Here is a 16,633-nt window from a genome sequence, read left to right on the forward strand (position 1 = left end):
TGAAGAGGGAATCCCGAATATTGTATCAATCCATGCCAAGGAATTCCACATCAAACATCAATACTGAATTGGGCGGTACTCCGGGAATTGTTGTAAAATCACGGTAAGCCCAAGGAGAAGGAATGATAAGAACTCCCTTAGATCCACTATTCATCTGCCTAAACCCAACGTTAAAACCAGGGATCGCCTCAGAGCTACCAAGGGTAAATTGGAAAATTCTATATGATTTTGAAGGATCAAAGACATCGTTTTCTCTTGCTACGTCTTCAAGGTTGGTATCGAATACGGTGCCGTCCAATAATCTCCCGGTATAGTTGGTGTAAACCAACATACCGGCTGAGGGCTTTGCCCCTGTCCCTTCTTCCTGAATAATAATTACAACACCATTGGTATCATGGATGCGGTATAAACTGTCTATCGGAGCAGTCCTTAGGAAGTCGTCAATTTTAACGCGATCAATGGCAAGGTTCCCTTCAGTATCATACTGAGGGCCGCCAAAAGGATTTGGTGGATCGCATCCAGCTACCAACAAGAAAACTCCAAAGAGGAATGTAAAAACAAGTTTGAAATTTTTCATTTATCAGTCGTCTGCCAAAGGATTACCCTTTATATCTACCAGTTCAAGTTCAAACAGCAAAGGTGAATTTGGCGGAATGCCTCCATTTGCCTGCGGTCCATAAGCATATATTGAAGGCATTATCACGGTTGCTTTGTCTCCCTTTTCCATGTTGAAAACAGCAAATTCAAAGCCGGGGATGACCATTCCTCTACCAATTATAAACTCTAAAGGTTCATAGGTCCTATTGGCATTGAAAAGGTTATTTGCCTTAGCTGTGGCTTCAATTGAAGTATCGAAAACGTTGTTATTCAAAAGTTTTCCTGTATAATTTACGAATACAGTATCACCAAGTGCCACCTTAACCCCACTACCGGAAGCTTCAGTCCAATAAATTCTAATACCGGTACCATTATCAATAGCCTCTTTGACGGAAGCAATTGGGTTTTGCGTTACGTATTGTTCAATTTTCTGAACATCCTGTTCAAAAATTATTTGGGTATTTTCTTCATCAGAAACACAACCGGTAAAAACCCAAATCACTGTTAATAATAACGCGCTTAATCTTTTCATATTTTTATTTTTGTACTTCAGTGATTTCTACGTCGAAGATCAGTACAGAGTTTGCTTTTATTGGTCCACCAGAGTCTCTATCCCCATAGGCCAATGTTGAAGGAATAAAGAATTTGGCTTTATCACCTTTTTTCAATAATGCGAGACCTTCATCCCAGCCTTGAATTACTCTTCCCTGCCCAACAGAAACTTCCAAAGGAGAATAGCCTCCCATATTATCTCTCTGTTCGCTGTAAGTATTGTTGGCCTGGGCAATCTCTTTGATACTGGAATCAAAAAGTGTCCCATCCAATAAGTAACCCGCATAATGAACGAATGCCAAATCACCGACTTCTATTTCTGGACCTGCTCCTTCTTGTTCAATGACGTAATAAAGACCTGATTCTGTCCTAGTGGCTTGAATATTTTTTTCAGCAAGGTAATCCTCGATGATTTTGGTATCTATTTCCAATTGTTTGACAGCATTTTCTGCTTGCTTTTTCATCTGCGCTTCCTGAAGGGCATTGAAGTAAGCCTCTACTCCCTGCTGGTCTGTGATATCTACTACACCAATCTGGATTTTAACATTTTTCTCCTTATCCAAGAAAAAAGGCATGTTCTGTTCGCCAAAAACCTTCAAAGAATTGGCTTCAAAAGCGATGCTGTCACCTTTTTTAAGGCTTAGGAAAATTTCATCCATTCCGCTTTCTCTTGGTAAGGAATCATTGAAAAGGATATATCCCGGCATGCTTTGATCATAGGTGGAAATAAATGTAGAGTCCTTATCAGTTTTTACGATAAGGTGGTAAAGGATATACTCTCCATTTTTAGGAGCTACATCTCCCTCTTTGATATAGGTATACTCGATGCCATCTGAAGTTGTCTGTTTTTTCTTACAAGACATGAGGCCGGTTGCCAAAACCATAACTATGGCAGGCAATAAATAGAAATTAATTTTTTTCATGAAGGAGTTCAGATTGAATAAATAGGGAATTATAGTTTTCTTTTATTAATGTTTCAAATTTTTCTGTTGTCTCTTGCAGTGTCAATTGTGATTTTCCTCCGGAAGCATTTTTATGACCTCCTCCATCAAAATATGACGCTGCAAATTTATTGACCGCAATGTCCTCTGTAGACCTGAAGGATATTTTTATTCCATCTTCACGTTCGGTAAACAATGCCGCAATCTTGATGCCATCCAAGGATAAGGCATAGTTCACCAAACCTTCGGTGTCGCCTGTTTGGGAACAGTACTTTCTGAGGTCTTTTTTGCTAATTGCAAAATAGGCTGTCTGCAAATCCTGCATGATCATCAATCTCCTCGTGATGGCAAATCCTATAAATTTCAATCTATTGACACTATTGGTATCATAGATCAAACGTGAGATTTTAGAATTATCGGCACCAATACCAATCAATTCTGCTGTGATCAGATGGACATTTTTAGTGGTATTGGGATGTCTGAATCCTCCAGTATCTGTCATAATACCTGCATAGAGGCACTCTGCGATATCTTCATCTATCAAATCTTTGTGACCTACTGCCACTATCAATTCAAATATCAATTCACATGTAGCAGCTGCTGAAGTGCTCCAATACCTGAAGTCAGCAAAATCTTTAGGATCCTGATGGTGGTCAATATTTACCTTATAGGCCTTTGAATTTTCCACCCACTCTTGCATGTCCTGCATCCTCCTAGGACAGGAAAAATCCAGACAAAAAATGAGTGTGGCCTTTTGGATGATTCCAATGGCTTTTTGCCTTGTGGCCCCATCCTCAAAGTTCATCACATCCTCATTGCCCTTCATCCAATGAAGGAAGGAAGGGTAATCTGAAGGGGTAATTACCTGCACTTCATGTCCCAGTTTCACTAAGAAGTTTGACATTGCCAGACAAGACCCCAAAGCATCGGCGTCAGGCTTGTGGTGGGTGGTAATGACTACTTTCTGGGGTGAGGAAATTATATGTTTAAATGACTCTAATTCTCGCATTTGATTGCTTTTGTGCACTCCCCTTAAGGAACATAGTCCGCAAAGGTCAGGATAATTTTTGAAAAATCCCAATGGCACTAAAAGTCTAAATCTGAATTAGATAACACAGATTTTACGACCATTATTCGGAGATTCAATGAATTCCTGTATTTTTGCAGCCACATTTAAACCTACAAAAATAATTACAATGGCAGGTAAAAGAACTTTCACCATGATCAAGCCGGACGCATTTGGTGCCGGCAATTCCGGGGCAATTTTAAAAATGATTGAAGGGGCAGGATTCAAAATCGTAGCGCTAAAGGCGACACAACTGACACCAGAATTGGCCGGAAAATTTTATGAAGTGCACAAAGAAAGACCGTTTTATGCGGACCTATGCAAGTATATGTCTTCAGGACCTATCATTGCCGCGATATTGGAAAAAGACAATGCTGTGGAAGATTTCAGAACATTGATCGGTGCTACCAATCCTGCCAACGCCGCAGAAGGAACCATCAGAAAAATGTTTGCAACTTCTATTGAGGCCAATGCTGTACACGGATCCGACTCAGATGAAAATGCCCAGATTGAAGGGAATTTTTATTTCAGCCAGTTCGAGAGGGTATTGTAATTTCAAGGATTTTAGGAAGTCCAAAAAAATCCCCAAACTAATAAAGGCAGTCAGGAAAATCTGATTGCCTTTTTTTTGGATGCATTTTTAAGAAAATAAACGAAAGGAAATAAGGCCACAATCAACAATTTTCCAAAAAACAAAGGCTATCAGAGATCTGATAGCCTTTGTTTTTAAGCATTGTTGAAATAGTTTTTTTTACCACTCCCAAAGTCCATTTTCGAAATCAAGAAGCTTGTATTCAAACTCCAAGGAATTCAAAAACGCCTGCAATTCAGGATTGGGATGACTTGAATTCACCAAATCTGCTACATAGGCATTGTCAGGATTGGTGTATCTTCTAACCACTGACCTGAACAACCTCTGATCGAAAACCTGATCGTAAGTTAAGTTCTTGGCGGTATTTTGGAAAATCAGCCATTTTGCCTCAGGATGGTCTTTGAAGTGATAGTAGAAATCCTTGAACCTCACATAACCGATGGTCTTTTGACCTGCATTGGCGTTTGTTTGGGAAGGCATGACTAGCTCAATATATTTCACGTCAAATTTGATTTGTGAATGGTGTTTGTCAAACACAAAATCTTCCATAAAATCAAGGTAATAAAGCTGCTTTACAAAAATGCTGTCACCGTTTGCTGCCAACCAAAAATTAGATTGGAAATCAGATATCGAAAGAGGCTGGGTGAATTTATCATCTGCAAATACTTCAAGTGCATTGTCTTCTACAATGGCTTTATATATCTGATTGACTACACCGTCGCTTTTGGTATCTCCGGACCCATAAAGAGGCTGATTGTATTTTTCCCTAAGATCAATTCTCCTCCACACAGAGATCTGATACATCTTATCGTCTTCACGAATCGGATGAGCCGAAAAAACAGTGTCCATTTTGAACTGTCTATCGCCAGTTCCGGCTGGACTCACACTTGTTGCTTGCGCATGACTTTCTATACTTAGAAGAGAAAGACCAAGGGAAAAAAGGCCAAAGATTTTTGAATAAAGCTTCATATTCATTTTTGTTTATGATCATGCCTTAAAAGCATCATCGATCATTTATTTAATCGCCATCCTGATGATCTCAGGCTGATTGTTTGTTATTTTATTGCCTCGGAAGTTGGTTCTGGTCACTTGTGTAACACGGATAACCAACGCATCTCCACTTTTTGCAGAAGCCAAGAGATTTCTGATGGCTACATTTTTACCGTTGATGGCCACTTTTTCTCTAGGAACTTCATTTCTTAGAAGAATAACTTCACCACCTGTTACTTCAAAATTGGCATCTTTTGCCATTGTCCTACCGAAGTTTGCCTCAGGAATCGCTTCTACGATCAATGAAGACGGTCCCGGTGCAGGATAAGCCTGACTCAAATCAATAGGACCTCTACCGTCAAACAACCTGACAGTTGGTGCAGGCACCGGCTTGATATCATACGATACATCACCGATTTTATTGCCTCCACTGCTTACGCCGATCAAGACTTCTCCGGAACCTCCGGGGATTACAGTCAATTGACCCGGCTTGCTTCCTTGGATAGAAGAACCATTAGATACTGTGAAGCTTGGTGCGTAGCTATTTCCCAAAGCAGGTACATCAATCAACAATTCATTGGCGCAATCCGCGTATAGCTGATTGACAACTTCTGAAGTTACTTTGATGACAGGCTGGGCTACATAATATTCATATTCTACAGGAAGAATTTTATCTTCTCCGCCAACATTCGTTACTATTTCCCCTTTAAGGATTTTTTTGGCCAAACCCCTATCGTCGTATTGACCGGCAGGAGTAGCTGTAAATTCGATTTTACCGAAGCCGTTTTCTACTGTGACTGGCCTCCCGTCTATTGTCATCTGAGGTACATCTGAAGAAGAGGAAGAAGCGATAAACATGTCTGCCTGGAACTTCGTACCTGCCGCTACCACATTTGATTGGGCCGCAATTCTTGCTTCAACGATATCTGCTTTGTAATAGAACGAACCGATGGAAGCAGTAATTGCTCCTAGAGATTCACTTTCAATATTCAAAACCTCATTTTGATACTGCGAAATCAATGCCATTACCGCACCAACCGGAGACTTGACAAAGTTCAAAAAAACGAAATTTTTGTTTCTAACCTCTTTGTCATTTTGAAATATTTCAATGTCCTTTGCGTCCTTTGCGATGTCACCAAAACTCAACTCGATACCTGCCTTCTTAAGAATTTCACTGATTTGCTTTGGATAAGTATTTAACCTTTCCTGCATTTCAAATCCCTTCTTATTGTTATTGAAAATATTGCCCGGGATATCGGTGTTTTTGAGCGCAGAATTGCTAAACTGACCTTGGTCATCCTTCGCATTTGAAGCAGTCAAGAGCTCTTGCTTCAATTCCTCAAGGTAAGCGTATATTTCAGAAGTTGCCTTACGGACTTCCTTTGCAGCATCTACCTTGGGTACATCTTTTTCGTTATTCCCCTGATTTTCTACTGTGGATGCAATAGAGGAAACAGTGAATTCATTTTTGTTGATGAAGTTTTTGGAAGTCCTTTCCAATCCATCGTTCAACAGCACAAACTTTTGGAGAATCTGGTTACTCACCTGCAATGCCAGCAAAGCTGTCAATACGAGGTACATCATACCAATCATCCGCTGCCTTGGTGTTTCTTTTCCGCCTGCCATATTATTTTTCTAAAAGATTAAATATAAATATGAACTAGACTTATCCTTTCATGGCAGAAAGCATTCCACCATATACTTTATTCAAGGAACTTACATTTTGGTTGAGTTTTGCCAATTCAGTTTTGAATTGCTCAGTTTCTTTGCCTGCCTCATTCAATCCTTCCATTGCATTTGAAATGTTGGAATAGAACTTATTGAGCGTTTTGAGGTGTGATTGGGCATCCAACAATTCCATTTCATACACATTGTTCAGTGCAGAAAGGTTTTTGGTAACTGATACTACTTGGCTGTGGTATTCTTTTGCATCTGCAGACGCAGATGAAAGTTCAGTGAGTGCCATGGCAGTTTTTCCGTAAGACTGGTTGATGTCGACCAAAGTCTTGGAGGCTGTCTTTACGTTGCTTGCATACTCATTAGTGGCAACAGCCGCATCAGCGATGGTTCCCATTTTTTCTGCAGAGGTAGCAAGGTTTTGGATTCCTTTACCCAAGCTGTCAAACAATTCGGGGCCGATTTTGGCATTCGCCAACATTTCGTCAAACTTTTGGCTAAGGTTGTCTTTTGGCTCTTTTTTGGTGGATTTTCGTTCTGCTGGTTCATCACCGGCTAATTCAGGATAAACTTTGGACCAGTCTACTTCTTCATGCTTTGGCTCAAATGCAGATAAGAAAAATATTGCGGCCTCTGTGGAAAGTCCCACACCGATCATCAAACTTGCGAAAGGCCAATCTAGGATTTTGAACATAGCTCCAAGGATAACTACGGCAGCACCGATACCATATATTTTTGGCATGATATCCCCGTAAAATACGTTCATGAATGATTTGTTTTTTGTTGCCATTTTTTTTTAAAAATTTAGAGGTGAGTGAGTGATTAAGATGTTATTCGATTTACTTTTTTCTTCTTCTGTTGTTACTGACATCCATTGAACCTGATCTACCCAGATAGGTCATGGCAGTTCTGAATCCGATGTGTGCTGTTTTCACATCCTGGAATTCGTAGGTTCTTGTACTTGTTTCGAGGTAGTGAGCGATATCTTTCCAAGAACCGCCACGAACTACTTTCCTTTTTTCATTGGGATCATCATATCTAGGGTCCAAATCCCAAGTCACAGATCCACTGACAGCATTGTAGGAATCCAATACCCATTCTGCTACGTTGCCGGACATATTGTATAGTCCAAAGCCGTTTGGAGCAAAAACATCAACCGGTGCAGTATAGGCAAATCCGTCATCAATATAATTTCCTCTGCCTGGTTTGAAGTTTGCCATCAGACAGCCTCTTTTATTTTTCAAATAAGGTCCGCCCCAAGGGTATTTTGCCACTTCTTTTCCACCTTTGGCTGCATATTCCCATTCCGCTTCAGAAGGTAACCTAAAAGGAGGGTAGTCAAAATCCGCTTTGTCATTTGCATTCAGGTGATAGGTTCTCCACTGACAGTACATATTTGCCTGTTCCCAGCTGACCCCTACCACTGGGTAATTGTCAAAAGCAGGGTGGTCAAAGTAAAACTCCATCAATGGATCCCCATAGTGATAAGTAAAACTTGTGTTCCAGACTGTCGTGTCAGGAAGTACAGCGTTCAGGTCAAAAGTAGGTGCGTCTTTTAAAGTTGTCGGAGTGCTATAGGTGTACTCGCCTAACCTGACGGCTTCAATGAACTGTCTGTATTTGTTGTTGGATACTTCATACTTATCCATATAAAATTCGGAGATCGTAATCTGCTTGTTCAACGATGATTGAGAGAAGGCTATATCTTCATCAGCCTGTCCCATCCAAAAAGTTCCGGCCTTGACCGGCACCATTTCTTGAGGAAGGATTTGTTGCCAGATTACCCTCTTGGGAACACCCGTAACTTCACCCCTTCTATTGTCTTTTTCACTGGCAGATCCTTTCTTGCCCAAAAGTCCGCAACTCGGTAATACTACCACTACCAAAACCGCTAAAATTATGCTCAAAACGCGTGTCTTCATTTTTTTAGACATAAATTACATTAAACCATTTATCAAATTCATGCCACTTTTTGGATAAGCAACAAGAGCGAAAATTAAAGTAAATTCTTAGAAATACACAAATTTAATTACTGAATTTCCAATATTTTTTTTTAAAACCTAAATCTCGGAGTACGTTGGATTGTTCTTTGGAACTCCCGACTTACATCCGGAAGTACATAGGATAACATGAATTCGTGACTCGTCGGAGACTTGGCTTCTATCCCTCCGACTACTAGATCAAAGGCGTATCCTATCCTTAGGGAATTATCTTTGAGTATACTGTATCCCATCAACAGAGATACTGATTCTTCACCTCTGAAGGCCAACCCTCCACTTACCTTTTGATTGTATGTGGCTATAACGCTGACATCGTAGGAAAAATTATTAAAGGAAACTGTTTTCAACAAAACGCTAGGCTCAAAATTCCACTGTGCGAAAGTTTTGATCCTATATCCGACCAACAAGTAGGAGTGGTTTTTCAATTGGTTCTCTACAGATCCCTCTCCAAAGTCAAAACCCGGTTCATTCAAATGTCGGCTGCTAATTCCTATATAATATTTTGTACGGTCATAGATGGCGCCCGCACCAAAGTTGAAATTCATCTGTGTTTCGCTTCCTGTCGCCGGAAGTCTAGGATCAGGATTTACAAAATCCAGTTCATCAAAACGTATCGTAGTAGCAAAAACACCTCCCATAATTCCTAAACTCAAAACACCTCTCCTTAGTTTTTTATGGTACCCTACCGAGAGGTTTGCTTCCTGATTTGTCGTTGGGCCAATATTATCGTTCACAAAATTTAAGCCAACTCCCAATTTGAGTTTGTCAATCGATCCTGCGGCAGTAACCAGTTGGGTAATCGGAGCGGGTCCATTGGTACCTGAATAATTTAGCCATTGTGACCTATGAAGGGCAGAAAATCTGTATCCGGATTCTTTCCCTGCAAAAGCAGGATTGAAATATCCGCCATTATACATGTACTGGGTAAACTGTGCATCCTGTTGGCCATTGACGCCCGAAACAAAAAAAACCCCTGCCCAGATCAACAGGAGGCATTTGAATATCGTAAAATTACGTTTAACCATGTACCATTAAAACTGATGAAGTAAACTTTATTCTACACAATTAAACTCATTTTTGCCATAAAAGATTGAAAATATCACAAATTATTTGCCTTTTTTATGTAAAGTTCGAGTGCCCCTGTCATACTTGGTGCATTTGGCATGGGGGCTTCAATGTCAAGAATTAAATTTTGTTCTCTGACCTCCTTGGCTGTGGTGGGACCAAAAGCTGCAATCCTAGTATTATTTTGTTGGAAATCCGGAAAGTTCTGCTTCAAAGATTTAATCCCTGAAGGGGAGAAAAAAGCGAGAATGTCATATTTGATATCTCTCAGGTCCGAAAGGTCAGCAGCTACAGTATGGTAGATGATTGCCTCTGTGTAGGAAATATTGTTCTTGGCCATATACTCCGGAATTTCATCCTTTCGTATATCAGAACAAGGAAAAAGATATTTCTCTGATTTATGCTTTTTAAAATAATCAAAAAGGTCAGCGGCTGTTTTTTGACCTACGTAAAGCTTACGCTTTCTGATCACGATGTACTTTTGAAGGTAGTGGGCCGTTTGGTCAGAAATACAGAAATATTTCATGTCTGCTGGCATTTCCACTTTCAATTCCTTGCAGATCGTAAAAAAATGGTCTATCGCATTCCTGCTGGTAAAGATGATAGCCGTATGCTTCAGAATATCGATCTTCTGCCTTCTAAAATCCTTGACCGAAACCGGTTCAACTTGAATAAAAGGCCTGAAATCGATCTTTAAATTATACTTTTCAGCTAATTGAAAATATGGTGATTTCTCATCTGTCGGCTTCGGCTGTGAAACTAAGATGCTTTTTACCTGGTTTAATCTGTCTTTAGGAGATTTAGTCGTCATATTTCACTTCAGCATTTGAACTTTTCCACTTGAATTTACCCGATAATTACCTTCGAAAGGATTAAAAAGGGGACTATTTCTGCGCTGCAAATGTAAACAAATAAATGGTAATTTTTAAAGGACACCCTATTTGACATAATCAGAAACAACATGAGCACCCCAACCACATAAATCCAAAAAAAGCCATAAAGCAAATATTTTATTGTAATTGCCAATTCAAAGAAATCATTCAAAACAATTATACTGACAATCAAGGCCATAACAAATATTGTTATGGAAATAATCCGAAGCATATAAAAAAAGTGCGGCACCACTATTTTTTTCAAATCAAACACAAATCCCAAGAATCTCAGCAAAGTAAATTTCAATACCGCAACCAGAATGAGTATGGAAGAACCCAAAAGCCAGCTTAAAAAGTGTTGGTTAAGGTCTCCGCTTACAATAAACTGAAGACTTTCATTGCCTACTGCCTTTACACAGAGCATCAGCAGCAAAAAGGCCATCATATTCATCAGCAACAAATAAAAGATAACATCCAGGGAGAAAAACTTCTGAACAGAATTTGATTCTGAGAAATCCTCCGCAGAAAAGACCGAAGTGGGCATCAAGATCAATTTTAGCACCAAAGGATATATCAACTTGTATACTGCAATCAAAAACAAGATACTGACGATCGCAAAAAAGAAGAAATCATTGAAGTTATCCACCTCTCTTTTCTCAGGGAGGAGTTTTTCTACGTCCACCTTTTCCAATGGTGCCTGATAATTTTCAAAAAAACCTTTTTCTACTGAAACATTGCTTGAATTGATGCCTGTTTTGATAATTGTAAGCAGTGTCCCCGTAGAATCTGATTCTGCCACAAAATTCCGAAAGTCATCCAAAGGAATTACAAATAGGGTATCAAAAGTTGTTTGCAGCCATAATTTATCATCCAAAAACAATGTAGATTCTCCCGGAAAAGCCAATCTAAAATAACTGTTTGGAAATGTTTTCAAATCTAATTTGACCTGGATTTTGGCATTGGACTTACGGATGGTCTCAGGATACATTTCCCGAATTCCTGTATTATAATTTTCCAAAACCTGCGAAAATCCTCCAAAAGAAATTCCGGCAAAAAGAAGAAATAGGAAAAACCTGATATATGCTGTTTTCATCTGTTAGAATCTACCGGTATATCCAAAGTGGATTTTAGAAAGGTTGAGAGAAAAATCCTGTATATTAGACCTGCCTAGACCATATATAAAATTGAATACACCGTTTCCTGTCTCAAGACTGAATCCCATTCCCGCAGAGAAGGTTTGATCTGTCCCAAAATTCTGAACGTTGTTTTCCAATCTCCCCATATCGGCAAAAATCATAAAATAAGAGTAGCTATCAAAATAAAACCTCGGCTCAAAATTGAGATAAAGGTATTTGTCAGCAAAAAAGAAGTTCTCATTGAATCCCCTGATACTCTGGAGGCCTCCGATCCGGAAGAGGTCATTCAGCAGGATATTTTTGTTTTCTACCAACCCGCCGGCAAGTCTGGTAAAAATTCCCCATCGCGGTGAAAGGTAGAAATGCTTTTCAAACCTCGCCTCCATGTAATACTGCAGCGTCTTGAGTTCAATCCCTTCATACAATTCCGGCGAAAGTCCGGTATTCTGTAATATGTTTTTGTTGCCTATCGCAAATTCTACCTGAGCAAGTGCGCCTCTTCTTGGAAAAAAAATATCGTCCAACCATATATGCCGGTAGTTGAGCCCATAATTGTTGAACCTGAAATCACCTGCCTCCGGAAGTTGGGTGCTTTCTTCGAGCCCATTTACCGCTAGCAGGTCTCCAGCCTGACGTCTTGTAAAAAAACTGACATAGCCGTCAGAGCTGACCCTGTAACCAAAATTGAGTCTAAAATCCCTGTTGAGAAAAGTGGTATCTTCTTTTAATAAAGAAAAAGAAATACCTGCATCAATATTAGACCCCAAAAGCAAAGGCTCAAACCCCGTAATCTTCAATGTTTGCGAAAATTGGTTGAACCGCTGCCAATGCAGTTCGTAATTTCGTCCTGTTCCCGCCACATTATATAAGGCTATATCAAATTGACCGGTCACCAACAATTTTCCACCTTCATTCTCATTTGGCAAAAAGCCGATGATACCATCAATGGAATTGATCCTGCGGTCGCTCACAGGAAGGTATAGGGTGGCCTCTTCATTTTGAAAACTCAATTCAGGTTCACCGGCCCACTTAAGATAGGGCAGTCCACGTATTTGGCGGATTCCGTCATCTATTTTCCTTTGGGAAAAGGATTCCCCTGGTTTGATCTGTAAAAACCTGGAAATAAACTCCGGCTTGGTTTTGGTATCTCCGGTAATTTTTAAGGTATCGAAAGTAATCCTTGGGCCTGAATCCAATGCCAATGCGCCCGAAAATCCCTTCTCAGTCCTAGCCAAACTGTCAATCCTGATGGCTGCAAAAGGATAGCCTTTATTCTCAGATTCTTTTAATATGGACTCAAAAAGTCTTGAAACCTGTCTGTAATCAAAAGGCCTTCCATCAAATCTTCTCAAATCAACGCCGGTTTTGACCAGTAATACAGGATCGACATTGCCTTGCTTTAATGTCACCCATTCAAACCTGTCTCCGGTATTCACCCTCAGCCAAAGTGAATCCGCATTGGATTTTACCTTGGATTCTTGCGGTGCCAAATAGCCAAGACTGTACAGCTCCTGGTATTTGCCCTTGATAAAGTTAGAAAGGGATACCGAATCTCTCAATACCTGATCTTCCTGAAGCGACAGTGCTCCCACCAATTCCCAACGGAGCCATTTTCCTCCTTGGGAGTATCCCGGAGAAGCAAATGCACAAAATAATGGAAACAGGAAAATTAGGATTCTTTTCACCTTTGACTGGTAGGTTTGAGTATCTTTGACGGCTAAAAGTAAATAAATTGTCCGGTATCTACATCCATATTCCTTTTTGTAAGCAGGCTTGTCACTATTGTGATTTTCACTTCAGTACCAGCAAAGACCTGATCGAGGAGATGGTGGATTCCATTTGTATAGAGCTCAAACAGAGAAAAGACTTTTTGCCAAAAGAAACTCCCGTCAGAACGGTTTATTTTGGAGGAGGTACACCCTCACTGCTTTCCAAATCCCATTTGGAAAAGATTTTGGAAACAATCTCCAAATGGTATCCTTTGGATCTGGAGGAAGTAACGCTGGAAGCAAATCCCGATGACCTCAGTACCTCAAGCCTCGAATCCTGGAAAGCTTTGGGAATTGACAGGTTAAGTATCGGCATACAGACCTTCAACCCTGAGATCCTGAAATTTTATAACCGCGCACATACAGCGGAGGAATCATTGAAAGCCATTGAATCCGCAAAATCAATGGGATTTGAAAAGCTGTCGGTTGATTTGATCTATGGATTTCCTTCTGACAGTCATGATGTCTGGAAAAGAGACCTTGAAATCGCCTTAACCCAAAATCCGGGACACATCAGCAGCTATTGTCTGACTGTCGAACCAAAAACCGCTTTGGGAAATTGGCACAAAAAAGGAAAATACAAGGCAGCTTCGGAGGATTTTGCTGCTGAGCAATTTGAAATCCTGATGCAGTCCATGGAAGACGCCGGCTATGTCCAATACGAGATTTCGAATTTTGGTAAGCCTGGACAGTTTGCCCTCCACAATACCAATTATTGGCTTGGAGTTCCTTATCTGGGAATAGGCCCAAGTGCGCATTCCTTTGACGGAAAAAGCCGGGGTTCGAATATTGCCAACAATGCCCAATACATTAAAAAGTTGAAAACCGGGGAAAGCATTTACGCCAAAGAAATCCTCAGTGATGAAGATGCTGCCAATGATTACATCCTCACTTCTCTGAGAACCATTTGGGGAACGGACCTGACTTATCTAAAGGACAATTTGGGTTGGGACTTGGCAGATTTGAAAAAAGACATCTTCCCGATGCTGAGGCAAGAAAAACTCATTCTGGAAGAAACCAACAAAATCATCCTGACCCAAAAAGGAAGATTGTTGGCAGACAGCATCGCCGAATCTCTTTTTTTACCTTAAATAAAATTACCTTTGGATACGATGGAAAAGTACGGCAACAACGGAGGAAGAAAGAAAGAAGCGACACCCTTGAAGGAGGCTTTTGATGATTTGCTGAAAGCTTACCGGCTCAAAGATAAGTTTGACGAAAGGTTGCTTTTGCAGGCATGGCCGGAAATGATGGGCAAAATGGTCGCCTCCCGCACCACAGGCCTGTATATCAAGGAAAAGAAACTTTTTGTAAAAATCAACTCCGGACCAGTCAAGAATGAACTGAAAATGAACCGGACCAAAGTCATGGACTTGATTGAGGCCAAGTTTGGCAAAGGAGTGATCGAGGAAATAGTATTTCTTTAAATTCAAATAGCAATTTTTTTTCTCTGTCAAAAATTCGGTCACTTTCCCTTGATTTGAATCAAATAGTAATTTAATAGATCCTCCACAGGCTGATCTGCAGCTTTTATGAAAATCCTATTTCCTAAAGGAAAATAGAAAAACGAAAGATCGGTTTCAAGTGAGCTAAGGTCTATTTCCTGAATTTTTTCAAAGGAAGAGTCAAACAATTCCAAAAATTTTGAACTTTTACCTTCAATTAGTTCTCCCCTCACAATTCTGAAAAAAGTGTTGTTTTCTAAAATACAGAATGGTCCAAATTCGATATCATCACTCCAAGTTTTTGAAATTGTTAAGAATTTTGGCAGATCCATATCACCGGGGATGATTTCCGGTTCTTTTTTTTCTCTTTTGAACATGTCAGAATTCGGCTCGAAAATTTCAGTCTTTTTGGAAGAGAAATTGAAAAATTGAAAATCAGCACAAAATGGATACGAAATAATGCAACCCAAATCTGTAACCAACAATCCTGGTTTAAAAGCATTGTTAACCTTAGCCAATTTGTCACCATTTGGTTGAGCTAATTGGATCATATGTCTTTTTATCTTTTTCAAAGGTGAAAATGGCATATCTGAAAAACTATCTTTTTCCAAATTGTAATGAATTAAGGAAAGCTGATCAGTATGAAAATTGTCTGAAAAAAAATACAAGTCCTTTAGGTTCGGATTAGATAAAATGAAAACGGGTGATGTGGAATTCTCTATGAATGAAAGACCTTTCTCAATACCGAATAGGCTTTTTCCCAATACTTTCCTATTAACAACCCCGTTATGAGGAATGTAAATAGTGGTATTATCCATGAAAAGAAAATTATCTGCAAAAGGAAAAAAATAATTAAATGATTCTATTCCATTTGGCCCTTCATATGGAATCTCAATTCCTTTCTTGATTGGATTTTCATCAATATCCAAAAACACAGTATCTATTGATCTGCTAAAAGAATGACTCATCAGAAAGGCATTTTGATTTTCAAAAAGAGGCGAAACCTTGAATGGGAATTGGGACGAAAGCCCAGATCCTGAAATATCCAATGTCTTCTTTTCAGATATTTCTATTTGAAAAACTTGTTCAGGAGTTTTTTCAACCCCTGAACAAGAATACAAAAAGCAAATACCAACTATACTTAATACCGCATTATGAATTTTCATGCAACTATTTTGGAATCAAATATACTAATCCTGCTGCGCAAAAACCTTCTTCATCAGGTCTGAAGTCCTTCCCAAGGGATTCTCGCGGATGTTTTTTTCTTCCTCGGCAATCAGCACAAATAGACCATCTATTGCCTTTTGGGTCACATAAGCATTCAGGTCAGGATTGACTTTTTGCTTGGTAAGCGGGATTTTATTAAAGGAATTGGCCAGGTCTCCATAGTACTTGGTCGCACCTACTTCATCCAAGGAAGTTTGGATTTTAGGTTGGAAGAGCGCCACCAGTTGGGCATTGGTTGTCCTTTTCAAAAAATCCGTGGCGGCTGTCGGCTCTCCTTTTAAGATTCCGAGTGCATCCTGGATATTCATCTGCTTGATGGCATTCACAAAAATAGGCTTTGCCTCGATGGCTGCGCTTTCCGCACCGCGGTTGATGGCGAGCAAGGCCCTGTCCACTTCGCTGCCAAGCCCCATATTTCGGAGGGTTTTTTCTACTTTTTGGGCATCCTCAGGAAGGAGGATCTTGATCAGGTCGTTTTTGAAGTAGCCATCAGTCTTTGAGGCAAGGTCAGTCCCTTTCACTATTCCCTGCTCGAGCGCTTCTTTCAATCCCGCCGCAACTTCATCCTGAGACAGAGAAATCTGACCGGAGGTGACATCCTTGATCAGTTTATTGATCTGTGCCGAGGAGCAACTGTATAGGAAAACAAAAAATACCAGAAAAGAAATCTTGTAAAATCGCATAGGTTTTTTTTTAACATTTAT

Annotated in this window: 17 protein-coding genes; 3 read left to right on the forward strand and 14 right to left on the reverse strand. The window is 40.0% G+C overall.

The genetic code is table 11. The annotated features are described in order from the left end of the window. Positions 1-25 precede the first annotated feature (25 nt). Genes MMU07_RS08845 through MMU07_RS08860 form a run of 4 tightly spaced genes read right to left on the reverse strand, consistent with a single transcriptional unit; the run spans position 26 to position 3,099 of the window. Positions 26-577, reverse strand: a complete 552-nt coding sequence (locus MMU07_RS08845) for an FKBP-type peptidyl-prolyl cis-trans isomerase (protein ID WP_241125504.1) — start codon at positions 575-577, stop codon at positions 26-28. Between the two features lie 3 nt (positions 578-580). After that, entirely contained in the window at positions 581-1,129 is a 549-nt protein-coding gene (locus tag MMU07_RS08850) for an FKBP-type peptidyl-prolyl cis-trans isomerase (protein WP_241125505.1), read from the reverse strand. Positions 1,130-1,133: 4 nt separating this feature from the next. After that, a complete protein-coding gene (locus MMU07_RS08855; RefSeq protein WP_241125506.1) occupies positions 1,134-2,072 on the reverse strand; it encodes an FKBP-type peptidyl-prolyl cis-trans isomerase in 939 nt (312 codons plus the stop codon). Next, complete coding sequence (locus tag MMU07_RS08860; protein WP_241125507.1) at positions 2,059-3,099, reverse strand: DHH family phosphoesterase; 1,041 nt, start codon at positions 3,097-3,099, stop codon at positions 2,059-2,061. Before MMU07_RS08860 ends, MMU07_RS08855 begins: the two co-directional genes overlap by 14 nt. 187 nt (positions 3,100-3,286) lie before the next feature. Between MMU07_RS08860 and MMU07_RS08865 the strand changes: the two genes are divergently transcribed. Next, the gene (locus MMU07_RS08865) at positions 3,287-3,709 is read left to right on the forward strand and encodes a nucleoside-diphosphate kinase (protein ID WP_241125508.1); all 423 of its coding nucleotides are present in this window, start codon (positions 3,287-3,289) and stop codon (positions 3,707-3,709) included. Positions 3,710-3,907: 198 nt separating this feature from the next. Here MMU07_RS08865 and porN read toward each other — a convergent pair whose 3' ends face one another. The 8 genes from porN to MMU07_RS08905 all read right to left on the reverse strand — a co-directional run bounded on the left by porN (position 3,908) and on the right by MMU07_RS08905 (position 13,173). Next, complete coding sequence (gene porN / locus MMU07_RS08870; RefSeq protein ID WP_241125509.1) at positions 3,908-4,717, reverse strand: type IX secretion system ring subunit PorN/GldN; 810 nt, start codon at positions 4,715-4,717, stop codon at positions 3,908-3,910. Positions 4,718-4,762: 45 nt separating this feature from the next. Beyond that, positions 4,763-6,364: a type IX secretion system motor protein PorM/GldM gene (gene porM / locus MMU07_RS08875; protein ID WP_241125510.1), complete on the reverse strand. Its 1,602-nt coding sequence runs from the start codon at positions 6,362-6,364 to the stop codon at positions 4,763-4,765. A 40-nt stretch (positions 6,365-6,404) separates the two neighbouring features. After that, positions 6,405-7,205, reverse strand: coding sequence for a type IX secretion system motor protein PorL/GldL (gene porL, locus MMU07_RS08880; protein ID WP_241125511.1), 801 nt, complete (start codon positions 7,203-7,205; stop codon positions 6,405-6,407). Between the two features lie 49 nt (positions 7,206-7,254). Then, positions 7,255-8,349: a T9SS ring complex lipoprotein PorK/GldK gene (porK, locus tag MMU07_RS08885; RefSeq protein WP_241125512.1), complete on the reverse strand. Its 1,095-nt coding sequence runs from the start codon at positions 8,347-8,349 to the stop codon at positions 7,255-7,257. A 119-nt stretch (positions 8,350-8,468) separates the two neighbouring features. Then, complete coding sequence (locus tag MMU07_RS08890) at positions 8,469-9,440, reverse strand: PorP/SprF family type IX secretion system membrane protein (protein WP_241125513.1); 972 nt, start codon at positions 9,438-9,440, stop codon at positions 8,469-8,471. A gap of 74 nt (positions 9,441-9,514) precedes the next feature. Continuing rightward, the gene (locus MMU07_RS08895) at positions 9,515-10,291 is read right to left on the reverse strand and encodes a uroporphyrinogen-III synthase (RefSeq protein ID WP_241125514.1); all 777 of its coding nucleotides are present in this window, start codon (positions 10,289-10,291) and stop codon (positions 9,515-9,517) included. Between the two features lie 35 nt (positions 10,292-10,326). Continuing rightward, positions 10,327-11,445, reverse strand: coding sequence for a DUF4271 domain-containing protein (locus tag MMU07_RS08900; RefSeq protein ID WP_241125515.1), 1,119 nt, complete (start codon positions 11,443-11,445; stop codon positions 10,327-10,329). 3 nt (positions 11,446-11,448) lie between these two features. Next, positions 11,449-13,173: a BamA/TamA family outer membrane protein gene (locus tag MMU07_RS08905; RefSeq protein WP_241125516.1), complete on the reverse strand. Its 1,725-nt coding sequence runs from the start codon at positions 13,171-13,173 to the stop codon at positions 11,449-11,451. Between the two features lie 47 nt (positions 13,174-13,220). Here MMU07_RS08905 and hemW point away from each other — a divergent pair, with 47 nt between their 5' ends. Further along, positions 13,221-14,348 (forward strand): radical SAM family heme chaperone HemW, encoded by a 1,128-nt coding sequence (gene hemW / locus MMU07_RS08910; RefSeq protein WP_241125517.1) that lies wholly within the window; start codon positions 13,221-13,223, stop codon positions 14,346-14,348. Between the two features lie 21 nt (positions 14,349-14,369). Continuing rightward, positions 14,370-14,684 (forward strand): DciA family protein, encoded by a 315-nt coding sequence (locus MMU07_RS08915; RefSeq protein WP_241125518.1) that lies wholly within the window; start codon positions 14,370-14,372, stop codon positions 14,682-14,684. Between the two features lie 38 nt (positions 14,685-14,722). Here the strand turns inward: MMU07_RS08915 and MMU07_RS08920 are convergent, their stop codons facing one another. Together MMU07_RS08920 and MMU07_RS08925 are read right to left on the reverse strand one after the other, a co-directional pair. Continuing rightward, a complete protein-coding gene (locus MMU07_RS08920; protein WP_241125519.1) occupies positions 14,723-15,670 on the reverse strand; it encodes a hypothetical protein in 948 nt (315 codons plus the stop codon). Positions 15,671-15,892: 222 nt separating this feature from the next. After that, positions 15,893-16,612: a DUF4197 domain-containing protein gene (locus MMU07_RS08925; RefSeq protein ID WP_241125520.1), complete on the reverse strand. Its 720-nt coding sequence runs from the start codon at positions 16,610-16,612 to the stop codon at positions 15,893-15,895. Between the last annotated feature and the right edge of the window lie 21 nt (positions 16,613-16,633).

The organism is Cognataquiflexum nitidum (assembly GCF_022538055.1).
Taxonomy (GTDB): Bacteria; Bacteroidota; Bacteroidia; order Cytophagales; family Cyclobacteriaceae; genus Cognataquiflexum; species Cognataquiflexum nitidum.

Excerpts from the sequence above, each read along its gene's own strand:
- porL (WP_241125511.1), bottom strand. The coding sequence starts at position 7,205 with ATGGCAACAAAAAACAAATCATTCATGAACGTATTTTACGGGGATATC.
- MMU07_RS08915 (WP_241125518.1), top strand. The coding sequence starts at position 14,370 with ATGGAAAAGTACGGCAACAACGGAGGAAGAAAGAAAGAAGCGACACCC.
- porN (WP_241125509.1), bottom strand. The coding sequence starts at position 4,717 with ATGAAGCTTTATTCAAAAATCTTTGGCCTTTTTTCCCTTGGTCTTTCT.
- MMU07_RS08920 (WP_241125519.1), bottom strand. The coding sequence starts at position 15,670 with ATGAGTCATTCTTTTAGCAGATCAATAGATACTGTGTTTTTGGATATT.
- MMU07_RS08855 (WP_241125506.1), bottom strand. The coding sequence starts at position 2,072 with ATGAAAAAAATTAATTTCTATTTATTGCCTGCCATAGTTATGGTTTTG.
- MMU07_RS08845 (WP_241125504.1), bottom strand. The coding sequence starts at position 577 with ATGAAAAATTTCAAACTTGTTTTTACATTCCTCTTTGGAGTTTTCTTG.
- MMU07_RS08900 (WP_241125515.1), bottom strand. The coding sequence starts at position 11,445 with ATGAAAACAGCATATATCAGGTTTTTCCTATTTCTTCTTTTTGCCGGA.
- MMU07_RS08860 (WP_241125507.1), bottom strand. The coding sequence starts at position 3,099 with ATGCGAGAATTAGAGTCATTTAAACATATAATTTCCTCACCCCAGAAA.
- MMU07_RS08865 (WP_241125508.1), top strand. The coding sequence starts at position 3,287 with ATGGCAGGTAAAAGAACTTTCACCATGATCAAGCCGGACGCATTTGGT.
- MMU07_RS08850 (WP_241125505.1), bottom strand. The coding sequence starts at position 1,129 with ATGAAAAGATTAAGCGCGTTATTATTAACAGTGATTTGGGTTTTTACC.
- MMU07_RS08890 (WP_241125513.1), bottom strand. The coding sequence starts at position 9,440 with ATGGTTAAACGTAATTTTACGATATTCAAATGCCTCCTGTTGATCTGG.
- MMU07_RS08895 (WP_241125514.1), bottom strand. The coding sequence starts at position 10,291 with ATGACGACTAAATCTCCTAAAGACAGATTAAACCAGGTAAAAAGCATC.
- porM (WP_241125510.1), bottom strand. The coding sequence starts at position 6,364 with ATGGCAGGCGGAAAAGAAACACCAAGGCAGCGGATGATTGGTATGATG.
- MMU07_RS08925 (WP_241125520.1), bottom strand. The coding sequence starts at position 16,612 with ATGCGATTTTACAAGATTTCTTTTCTGGTATTTTTTGTTTTCCTATAC.
- porK (WP_241125512.1), bottom strand. The coding sequence starts at position 8,349 with ATGTCTAAAAAAATGAAGACACGCGTTTTGAGCATAATTTTAGCGGTT.